We start from the raw sequence: 9,783 nt of genomic DNA on the forward strand, positions 1-9,783 counted from the left end.
CCTTCTTGGTCCGTGAGCCTGCGGACCTTGACCGGTTGCGTCACCGGGCCTCCCGACTGCCGATCGAACGTGATCAGCACCATCCAACCGGCAGGACCGTCTTACGCGCCAACCCGGTGATCATTTCCGGTCAGAGCACTAGGAACTCATGATCCACAGGTCTTGGCTATTGCTCGCGCGAAGAGCGGCTGGCCTGTGTCATCAATCATGAGGGTGGATCCTCTCAATGGGACTCTGCATTTTGCCTGTCATGGGAGCGCTCAAACGTCGTCACCGCCGTCCGGCCCTGGCGGAGCAGGCGCTGCCGGGCCGCAACGTGGATGGGGCGAGCGGATGACGTCGCCCCGTTCCGCGTGATGTCAAGAGCCCATAGTGGCCCGGGTCACTATGGGCGCCGTCGGCCGTCAGGGGGTGGTGAAGCGGAAGGACTTGAACAGGAAGGTGACTGTGCTGCCTGAGGGGACCGGGTTGGCCAGGAGGGCGCAACTGGTGTCGGTATAGAGGACGGCAGTAGCGTCGGTGCGGTTGTCGGCACTGGTTCCCAGGGTGGAGACCAGGTGGCATTGGCCGATGGGCGGGTTCTGGATCTGCTGGTTGCCACCGACAAGATCGGTGTAGAAGAACGTGCCGGAGGCGTTGGTGGTGGCGGCGGCGGGGGCGGTCAGAGCCGTGACCAACGCGACGGCGGGTAGCACCGTCAGGAGGGCGGTGGCGGTTCGGGGGAGATGTGGCATGGCTGATCCTCACTGTGAGTGGTGTCCGGAGTTCGGTCGGTGTCCTTCGCGGCCGTGCTGGTGAAGCCGTTCGCGACGGCGATGCCCCATGTGGGTGATGACGGTCTTCGCGGACGGCTCAAACTTGGCGGTGCATGTGTGCCGTTGGTGCCGTACTAGGCCGTGTTTCATAACGCCTTGAGCCACTCGTTGATCGCAGCGATGATGATGACGGCTTCGTAGCGGACGGCGAGTTTGTCATAGCGAGTTGCCATGCCCCGATTGCCCTTGAGCGCGTTGATGCCGCACTCCACGGCGTGACGCAACCGGTACAGCTCGGGATCGAAGGCAGGCGGACGTCCTCCCTTCGATCCCTTGGCCTTGCGGTGGGCGTCCTGGTCGGCCTTGCTCGGAATACAAGCCTTGATGCCACGCCGGCGCAGGTGACTCCGGTTGGCCTTGCTGGTGTAGGCCTTGTCTGCCAGCACCCGATCCGGGCGGGTCCGGGGACGGCCGCCACCGGGGCGGGCCACCCGGATCCTGCCCAGCACCGGAATGAACTGCGGACTGTCGCCCCGCTGCCCGGCGGTCACCACCGCGGCCAGCACCTTACGGCCCTGCTCACAGGCCAGATGGGTCTTGGTGGTCAGCCCCCCACGCGAGCGCCCCAGCGCATGGTCGGCCGGTTCGCTGGAAACACCACCGGGCGGTTCCTTCTGCAGATGGCCGTCCCGGCGGGCACCGGCGGCATGCTGGTGCGCCCGGCTGACGGTGGAGTCCACACTCACCACCCAGCCGATCTTCCCGGCGGCGTCCGCACACGCCTGCAGACCTGCCAGGATCCGCGCCCACACCCCTGCACGCTGCCAGCGGCGAAACAGACCATAGATCGTGAACCAATGGCCATAGCAGGCGGGCACATCCCGCCACGGCGCCCCGGCCCGGATCCGCCACCGGATCCCGTCGATCAACTGCCGCCTGCTCCACTTCGGCGGACGCCCCTTGCGCGACGCAACAGGCAGATGCGGCTCCAGTGCCGCCCATTGCGCGTCTGTGAGGTCGTGCCGCCCCGCCACCGCTACGCTGGCCACGAGGTCTCCGGTGTTTCGTTCTTCTTGGTCGTTGAACCAACTACCGGAGACCTCTTCTTTTAGCGATCAACGACACACCCATCACGTCGTGATCTTTTGAAACACGCCCTAGGCGTAGGTGACGTCCGAGGCGCCCAGGCCGCCGATGATGCAGGGCGACGTGACATGGTCGTCGAGTGACCCGGCGGTGCGCCCCGAACGTGTCGGACCGGTCCCGGGCTTCGCCGAACAGGCGGGAGGTCGGATTGCTCGGTGGCCCCCAACCGGTCCGCTCGGGCATCACAGGTCGGTGAAGGTGGTTACGATGGCTCCTCCCAGGGCGTCGACGTCGCCTCGCAGGCAGGCCAGCAGGTCAAAGTCGAGCACGGCGATCTGCAGGAGCATGGTTCCGCCCTGGTAGGGGCCGCTGATCACCTCGCCGGTGAGCGCGATGGCGGTCACCCCTGCCGGACGCAGGCTGATGGTGAGCTCCGGGTATCTGGCCTGGGTGACTTGGCCAGTGTTCCAGGTGAAGGCGAACACGCCTTCGCTGGGCCCGCCGGTCAGGCAGTTGATGTCGCCTTCGCTGCTGGCGTGGAACTGCCCGCCGCGGGGCATGGCACCAGAGTGCCTCGGCCCGGACGGCCGGAGTGAAGATGGCCGTGATGGCGCCCGGTGTGGCAAGTGCGGTCAGGACTCTGGCGACGCGATGCACGAGTACCTCCTGAAAGAGGGATGAATACCGCTCCTCGCCCGTCCCTCGCCTAGGGCTCTTCACTGTCCTCTTCGGGCGAAGCGCTCAGATAGCCCCATAAAGCCACATCGACGTTACTGATCGGACTCGGCGCGCTACCTATCGTCAGGAAGAGTGATCGCAGGGGCCTCGTGTCGAACGTTCGGTAGGGAGAAAGGTGCAGAGAGTGACAGTTGTCTGGCGGCACTTCCGGCTTCTCGGGCCTGAATCGCAGAGTGGCAACAGCGGGAGGAAGCGGACGCGCACCGGTCTGCGTAGATCATCGTTCCTTGACCCGCGGCCCATCCGATGCTCCTCGGTGCCCCTCCGCAGGCAGGACGGCCTGCCTTTCCCGAGCCGGATACCGATCACCACCATGAGAGTTCATCGCCATGATTGGCCAGAGCGGACCGGTAGAACCCGGCGATCCCGCCGTCACGAGCACCGAGGCGCTGTTCGGGCAGAGCCTGCACCGGATCCTCGGCGCGGTGCAGGACGTGCTCGGCCGGGCGAGCCCGGCCGGCGCGAGCGCCTTGATCCATGAGGTGCTCAGTGCCCGGAACGTATACGTCACCGGCGCGGGCCGCTCCGGCATGGCGGTCGAGTCCTTCGCGATGCGCCTGATGCACCTGGGGCTGGCCGCCCATGTCGCCGGTGCCGCCACGACACCGAGCATCGGCCCTGGCGACCTCCTGGTCGCGTGCAGCGGTTCCGGAGAACGGCCTACGGTGCTGGTGCTCGCGGAGACGGCCAAGGAAGCCGGAGCCAGACTCACCGTGGTGACGTCCGCCGGAAACTCCCCGCTCGCACGGCTCGCGGACCTGGTCATCCGGCTGTCCGAAGGGCCGGACGGCTACGACACCGACGACACCGGTCAATTCATGGGAACCCTGTTCGAGCAGGCGGCATACCTGTTCTTCGACGGTGTGGTGCTGACCGTGCAAAAGCTCGCCGCCATCGACACCGCCCAGATGCGTCAGAGGCACACCAACCTCGAATGAGCACCATCACCGGCCGCGGCTCTTCCCGTACGCGAAGCACCGCCCGGCCCTGTTGTCGTACTGGCGTGGAGGATGCAGATGACCCACGGCGTCGAACCGCTGTCCCCGGCGCTGCCGAGCTTCCTCACCGTGACCAACACCAAGTCGCGGCTCGGCCTGCGCGGCCTGCGCGAGTGGATCGGCGAGCTGCTGGGCGACACCGACCGGCTCACCGCTGCCGGCCTGTTCGTGCTGGCTCCCCATCCGGCGCTGTCCGCGGTCGCGGGCCTGCTGGCCGGCAGTGGCCTCGCCCACGGCGCCCAGAACCTGTGGCCGGACACTCCGGAGTGCACCGGGGAGGTGTCGGCCGTTCTGCTCGCCGAACTGGGCTGCAGCTATGTCATGGTCGGGCACGCCGAACGGCGGAGCCTCCTCGGCGAGGACGACGCGCTCATCGCCGACAAAGCCGCCTCCGCTGCCCGAGCGGGCCTGGTCCCGGTGCTGTGCGTGGGCGAGCTGCAGCCGTGCCCGCGCGCCGAGCTGGTGCGCCTGGTGACAGCGCAGACCGAGCCGGTGCTGCGGCGGCTGCCCGATCAAGCCCCGCTCGCGGTGATGTACGAGCCCGCCTGGACCATAGGCGGCGACCGCGCCGCCGACCCGGGCGACGCGGCGGCCGTCTTCGAGGTTCTGGGCCGCCTGACCGCTCGGCGGCCCGGGCCGGCCCGACTGCTGTACGGCGGCGCGGTGACCCCGGGCGTGTTCACCCGGCTGGCCGCCGCGGCCCCGCTTGACGGCGTCGGCCTCGGCCGCGCAGCATACGACGCCGGCATGCGGCGTGACGTCATGGACGAGCTCCTCGCGCACCGCTGAGCCCACGGCGCCGAGACGGCCATACGCTCGTGCCCTGAACCATGTCGCCGCCTGGCCTTCCTGGTCGGCCGCCATGACAGAAGCCGACAGCAAGGCCGGGCGGTCTCGATCCGGGGCCTCAGAGAGGCAGCAGGGCGAAGGTGACGTTGCCGGAGGCTCTGGTGACTCCGGGTGGCGCCAGACACTCCAGGACGTCGGGGGTGGCGATCACGGTGGTCTGGACGACCCTGTGGCCGACGTAGCGACCGCTCAGGACACTACCGGTTCCGGTGATGGTGACGGTGCCGGCGGCGATGACGCGGACCTCGCTCACAGCCAGCGTGCTGGTCTGACCGTTGTTCCAGGTGATGGTCTGCAGAGCATTGCCGAACAGCTGGTTGAGCAGGCAGCTGTTGGTGACGGTGGCCTGCAGCTCGGTGTAGCCGTCGAAGACGTCGGGATCGCCCAGGCAGGTGGCGTACCCGATGGAGGCGGTGAACTGCACCTGCTGCGGAGTCAGGAGCAGTCCGGGGTCGTAGCTCTGGTCCACGTTGCCGGTGCACACCATCAACGGGTCCTCGGCGTGCGCGGGTGAGGTCGTGAGCGCCGGAGTGAGCAGCGCGGCCAGCATCATCGCCAAGACGGTGATGACGCGGGCGTGGTGTCCCGGGCCGGCGGCGGAACGAGGTGGATGGTGGGACATGATGCCCTGCCTTCCTGGGTGGGCTTCGATGGGGAGGGCAGTCCGGGCGGTCACAGGTTGACGATGGAGAAGGTCAGGACCAAGCCGGAGTTGGTGGTCTGGCCGGATCCCAGGCACCCCAGGGTCTGTTGCAGGGAAGTGGTCAGGACGGTTTCGTACAGGACGCTGGCCCCCGGCATGTCGTTGCTGGTGACGGTGCCGGTGATGACGAGGACGGCGTTGCCGCCCGGGCGCAGGCCTGCGGCGCCGCTCCAGGAGAAGTGGGTGTCGGGAATGCCCGCTGGGTTCCAGTCCACGGTGGCGGTGCCACTGGCGTTACCGCCGAGGCAGGTCAGCTGGCCGCTGCCGGTCAGGTCGATCTCGCCGGTGGCCCGGTCGCCGATCACGTCGACGCAGTTGCCGATGGTACCGATGGAGCTGAGCGTGACGTTCCGCGAGGTCAGCAGGAGCAGGCCGGGATCGTAGGTGTTCGTCTCATAGCCCGTAGGGCACTCCACCAGCAGGGAGTCGGCTCTGGCCTGAGCGGGCACGGCGGTGGTCGCCAAGGCAAGACCGGCGGCCAGGATCGCGACAAGGCGACGGATGGTGAACAAGGATTCCTCCTGAGAGAGATGGGTTTCCTCGCCTCTCCCTCGCCGTGAGCCCTACTGTCCGCCCGAGGCGGACGAGGTGATAGAAGCCGGAACGCCACACCACGCTCACCGACTTCATGCCTCGCATCACCTTTCCGGTTGAATAGCGGAGCCGAGGGGGCACCGGGCTGTCGTCAGCGCGCGGCTTGGGCACTACGGCAACCAGCGAGGCCATGCCGGCGCGTCGGCGAGGCGGACGGCGATCCACGCCCAAGTGGTGTCGGTGAGGGGACGGGGCCTGGCGAGTGGTCAGGGCAGTGCAGTGCCAGGCATACCGAAGCAGCGGCCGGGCGTAGCACTCGGCCGGGCGATTGAGCAGGTGCACGGCCAGGTCGGCGAGTGTCGCGTCGGTGCATGGGAGCGGTGCAGCGATGCTTCGCCACCAAGGACGAGATGCTCGCCTTCGCCCTGCGCCACATCACCGAACGCATCACCGCGGAGGGCCAGGATGAGATCGGCGCCTCCGCCGCCAAGGAGTCGGCGGTGACTCTGCTCACCGCCGACCCTGCGTACGCTCGCCCTGCTCGGACACCGCCCCACCGTGCCCGCCCGACATCCTGACCAGCCGCATCGACGACCTGCTCCTGCAATCATCCCAGCCGAACCGACCGACCTCATGGACCGCGAGCGCGTGAGGGCACCTGGCGAGCGCGACGCCAGCGCTGCGCCCGTCACACCAACGTCCGTGGACGTGACCCCGCCGCCACCTTCCAGCCGGTGGCTCTCTGTGAGCGGCGCCGCCTTGCGATGTGGATCAGCAGGATGGAGCCAAGAGATTGCGGGATGATCAAGGCTGTCTTCAACTCCTTGAGCAGGGTCCTTCACGTACTCCACAGGGCTGCTCGGCTCCGGCTTCTGCGCTCTGGATGTGGTTGCTACCGCCCATCCATCATGAGATCCCCTGGAGTAACAGATGCATGTCCGGCACCCCTCACCGACGACCCCGCCGAGGCACTTGCCTCGCTCGCATGAACGGAATGCCCCTACCCCTGAGCGAGTGGCCGCATGGCCGCCGAAGATGATGGATCAAGTGTTCCGTCCGCGGGTGTCCCGCGGGCGAGCGAAGGTGGGGTCTTTCTGCGATGATGAACGTCTATGCGAAGATTGGGCACTCTGGGGCGAGCCGCGGCGGCCGGAGCGATCGTTGGCGCGGTTGAAGGCGTGCTGTACGTCACCGCTGAAGGCATCGCCATCTTCCATGCCTTCGCCGCCTTGCTTCTCCCGATCCCTCTCGGCGTCATCTTGACCAGGTGGTTCCGGGTTCACCGGGCCCCTTGGGTGGCTCTCCTGGGGACCTGTGCCTTCGCCGCGCTCGGCCCTGCGATGATCGCCCTTGCCCCTGGCCCCTCGATCACCGGCTTGCCACGGGCGTTCTCCGGTCTGCCGATCCTGCTGGCGGGGGCCATCGGTTATGCGATCGCCGGCTACGTGCTCGCTCGCGTCAGGTGGTGGTGGCCCGTGCTGTGCGCGGCCCTCGGCATGGGCGTATTCGTCACAACGGTGCTGCAAAGCCGCCCTTGGCTCGTCAACTGGCATGAGGAGCGCGCCCTGGCAGCCGTTGACATACCGCTGCTCGGCCTCCCGGGTCAGGCGCCCGTATGGGTCGAGATCGAGCACGACCCCCACGAAACCTTCGTCTTTCTCGATTTCAGTTCCAGCGCGGTCACCCTCCACGCGGTCGCGTCGCACGGCCCGCAGGCGGCGTGCGAGAAGCCGTACCCGGGCGAGCGGCCCTCCCCTTGCCGGCGGCTGATGCCGGAGCAGTGGATCCGCGAGCACGGGCTCGGCGGGGTTACCCTGTTCGGCGTTCGGCACGGTGTTCTCGTCGAGATCAACAGCCCGTCACAGGGACAGGCGGTGGCCACCCTCAGCAGCCTTGCCCCGACAACGGCAGCGGCACTCGCCTGGTCCCGCTGACCTGCGGCATCCGCGAACTCCACGCGGTCGATATCAGCGGCGGCCGGCCCGAGCCGACCCCGACGCCGACCAAGAGCAACCCGCCGCAGGGCAGGAACGACCCTCGTACAGGGGGTCTGTCCAGGAGACCGTACAGACCCCGGGGCGGCGGCCATCCGGTCCCGGTAGGCGAGTTGCCGGCACCATCCGATCGCCGCGTTCAGGTGGGAGGCGATGATAAGTCTGGCGAGTGTGTCGGCTATGGCCTCGGCTCCCACGTCGTTGAGATGGATGTGATCGCCGGAGTCGTAGGCGGGCCGCAGGACGGTCGGCGCGGCTGGGTCATGCAACGGGCGATCCAGGTCTGCGACCCGATCGCTGGCCGCGATCAGCTCGGTGAGCTGTGCGGCGCGCACGGGATCGCCGATCACCCGTACCGGACGGGCCGCTTGCGGAGGGCCGGCCAGCAGGTCGGCGTAGCGGTCCAGGTAGTGGCCGAGCGCGCTGGAGGCGCCCTCTTCGAGAGCGTCGAGCACGGCCAGGTGTTCCAGCAGCGAGGACATCTCTTCCATGCCGATGCCGATGCCGGCGCCGGTGGCGAGCCTCTCGTAGGCGGCCAAGGTCAGCAGCTTGCCCATACGGCGGCGCCAGACCTCCCGCAGCGCGTGCGACATCAGCGGCAGCGCCCCGGCCTCGTCGGCGACGTCGGCGACGATGGCGGCCGTCAGCGTCCGCTCCACCGTCAGCCCCCCGGCCTCGCGCAGGGCAGTGGTGAGCTCGCGGTGCTCGGCACAGCGGCCGTAAAAGTCGGCGCGCACCGCGATCACCACGCCCGTCCCGCTTTGTGGTTGCCGCGCCTGGAGCAGCAGATCAGTGAACCGCGCGCGGTCGCGCTGGTCGTGGCAGAGCGTGAACACCTCCTCGAACTGATCGACCACGCTCAGCGCACCGCCCTCGCCCGCGAGGAGCCGTTCGGCGTGGCGCATCGGGTGCTCGCCCGGGGTGAGGACCCGGATCTCCCCCCACGAGCCGGCGTTCCCACCGCCGGCTTGCACGAAGGCCAGCACGACGGGCAGCACGACGGGCAGCGACGCCAGACGCTCACCCGCCGCCGCCTGCGACAGCGTGGTGACCGAATAGCCCGCCCGCCTGGCCATCTCCCGATAGGTGAGGCCGCCCGCCTCCTGGCGGAGTCGGCGTAACTCGGAGGCGAAGCGGTGAACCGGCCCCGCCGCCGGATCCACAGGACTTTCGCGACGGCCCACGGCGAGGCCACCCCTCTTCACTGCGGTGATGCGGACGCCTCGGCCGCCACCGGCTCGACGGGGCGCGGACAGGATCCCATTTTCGAGAAACCTCATTGTTTGCCTGCCTGAGCAGGGCTGCCGAACAATCCCATCGCCATGATCCTGATGTCACGGGGCCGCGGCGGACAAGCGGTCAAGGAGATGGCGCGCACAAGTGCTTCGAGACCCGCGAGTGGCAGAGGCGGTGACGCAGCCGCACCACCACGCGAGTCAGAGAGAAAACTCGAGCACGCCCGGTCAGCGCTCCGCGCCGGCGAGCCGGGCCCCTTCAGCCCGCGCGACTGCTGGAGATCTCCCCGGCTCCGCCACGACGATCCGAGCGATGGTTACTACGGGCCGTCGCCGATCCGATCAGCAAAGGAGAACATCTCAATGCGCACCAACCTCGCGACCCGGGCCGGGCTGCTGGGCGCCGCCTCGGCGGCGGCCCTGTCCATGGCCATGTCCATGGCCTCGGCCCCCGCCCAGGCGGCCGGCATCACGCTTCAGGCTTCAGCTGCCGCCGCGTCGAGCTCGGTCCAGAGGGTTGAGGCGGTCTTCGGCCAGGCGGCGGCCAAACGCGCCAAGTGGGTCACCCTCAAGCACCAGTCGAAGCGGGACAACATCTGGAGCGTGGTCTGGGATCGCAAGTACGGGCACCGGGTGATGCAGGTCAAGGCCCGCTGCTGGGGCAAGGGCCAAACCATGCGCACCGTATTCGAGTACCGGAACCGGTGGGGGGCCTGGAGGATCATGAAGACGGCCAAGTGGCCCTGCGACGGCACTCCCCGCTACCTGCGCGTCACCAACGCCGGGCACAAGTGTCAATGGCCTTTGAGTTCTCCCCGTAGACGGCCTTGAGATGTCCCCGCTGGCGGCCACGGTGTTCTCCCCAACGGCGGCCAGTTATCTCCCCACCGT

General features: G+C 68.3%; 10 protein-coding genes. 4 read left to right on the forward strand and 6 right to left on the reverse strand.

Annotation, left to right across the window (positions count from 1 at the left end):
• Nucleotides 1–404 precede the first annotated feature (404 nt).
• The 3 genes from IO39_RS42455 to IO39_RS42465 form a co-directional block, all read right to left on the reverse strand.
• Nucleotides 405–734, reverse strand: coding sequence for a hypothetical protein (locus tag IO39_RS42455; protein ID WP_043637037.1), 330 nt, complete (start codon nucleotides 732–734; stop codon nucleotides 405–407).
• Between the two features lie 167 nt (nucleotides 735–901).
• Nucleotides 902–1,789, reverse strand: a complete 888-nt coding sequence (locus IO39_RS42460) for an IS5 family transposase (protein WP_211267378.1) — start codon at nucleotides 1,787–1,789, stop codon at nucleotides 902–904.
• A 294-nt stretch (nucleotides 1,790–2,083) separates the two neighbouring features.
• On the reverse strand, nucleotides 2,084–2,401 hold the full coding sequence (locus tag IO39_RS42465; protein ID WP_043637042.1) for a hypothetical protein: 318 nt from the start codon (nucleotides 2,399–2,401) through the stop codon (nucleotides 2,084–2,086).
• A 507-nt stretch (nucleotides 2,402–2,908) separates the two neighbouring features.
• Here IO39_RS42465 and hxlB point away from each other — a divergent pair.
• Both hxlB and IO39_RS42475 read left to right on the forward strand, forming a co-directional pair.
• Complete coding sequence (gene hxlB, locus IO39_RS42470) at nucleotides 2,909–3,517, forward strand: 6-phospho-3-hexuloisomerase (RefSeq protein ID WP_052424117.1); 609 nt, start codon at nucleotides 2,909–2,911, stop codon at nucleotides 3,515–3,517.
• A gap of 78 nt (nucleotides 3,518–3,595) precedes the next feature.
• Nucleotides 3,596–4,366, forward strand: a complete 771-nt coding sequence (locus IO39_RS42475) for a triose-phosphate isomerase (RefSeq protein ID WP_052424118.1) — start codon at nucleotides 3,596–3,598, stop codon at nucleotides 4,364–4,366.
• Nucleotides 4,367–4,484: 118 nt separating this feature from the next.
• Here the strand turns inward: IO39_RS42475 and IO39_RS42480 are convergent, their stop codons facing one another.
• Complete coding sequence (locus tag IO39_RS42480; protein ID WP_157549749.1) at nucleotides 4,485–4,985, reverse strand: hypothetical protein; 501 nt, start codon at nucleotides 4,983–4,985, stop codon at nucleotides 4,485–4,487.
• Between the two features lie 113 nt (nucleotides 4,986–5,098).
• Nucleotides 5,099–5,641: a hypothetical protein gene (locus IO39_RS42485; protein WP_043637048.1), complete on the reverse strand. Its 543-nt coding sequence runs from the start codon at nucleotides 5,639–5,641 to the stop codon at nucleotides 5,099–5,101.
• Between the two features lie 393 nt (nucleotides 5,642–6,034).
• Here IO39_RS42485 and IO39_RS57160 point away from each other — a divergent pair, with 393 nt between their 5' ends.
• Entirely contained in the window at nucleotides 6,035–6,241 is a 207-nt protein-coding gene (locus tag IO39_RS57160) for a hypothetical protein (protein ID WP_211267376.1), read from the forward strand.
• 1,025 nt (nucleotides 6,242–7,266) lie between these two features.
• Here IO39_RS57160 and IO39_RS57165 read toward each other — a convergent pair.
• Nucleotides 7,267–8,841, reverse strand: a complete 1,575-nt coding sequence (locus tag IO39_RS57165) for a helix-turn-helix domain-containing protein (RefSeq protein WP_211267377.1) — start codon at nucleotides 8,839–8,841, stop codon at nucleotides 7,267–7,269.
• A gap of 414 nt (nucleotides 8,842–9,255) precedes the next feature.
• Here IO39_RS57165 and IO39_RS55525 point away from each other — a divergent pair, with 414 nt between their 5' ends.
• On the forward strand, nucleotides 9,256–9,723 hold the full coding sequence (locus IO39_RS55525; RefSeq protein WP_157549751.1) for a hypothetical protein: 468 nt from the start codon (nucleotides 9,256–9,258) through the stop codon (nucleotides 9,721–9,723).
• The last annotated feature ends 60 nt before the right edge of the window (nucleotides 9,724–9,783 follow it).

Source organism: Nonomuraea candida (assembly GCF_000725485.1).
GTDB lineage: Bacteria > Actinomycetota > Actinomycetes > Streptosporangiales > Streptosporangiaceae > Nonomuraea > Nonomuraea candida.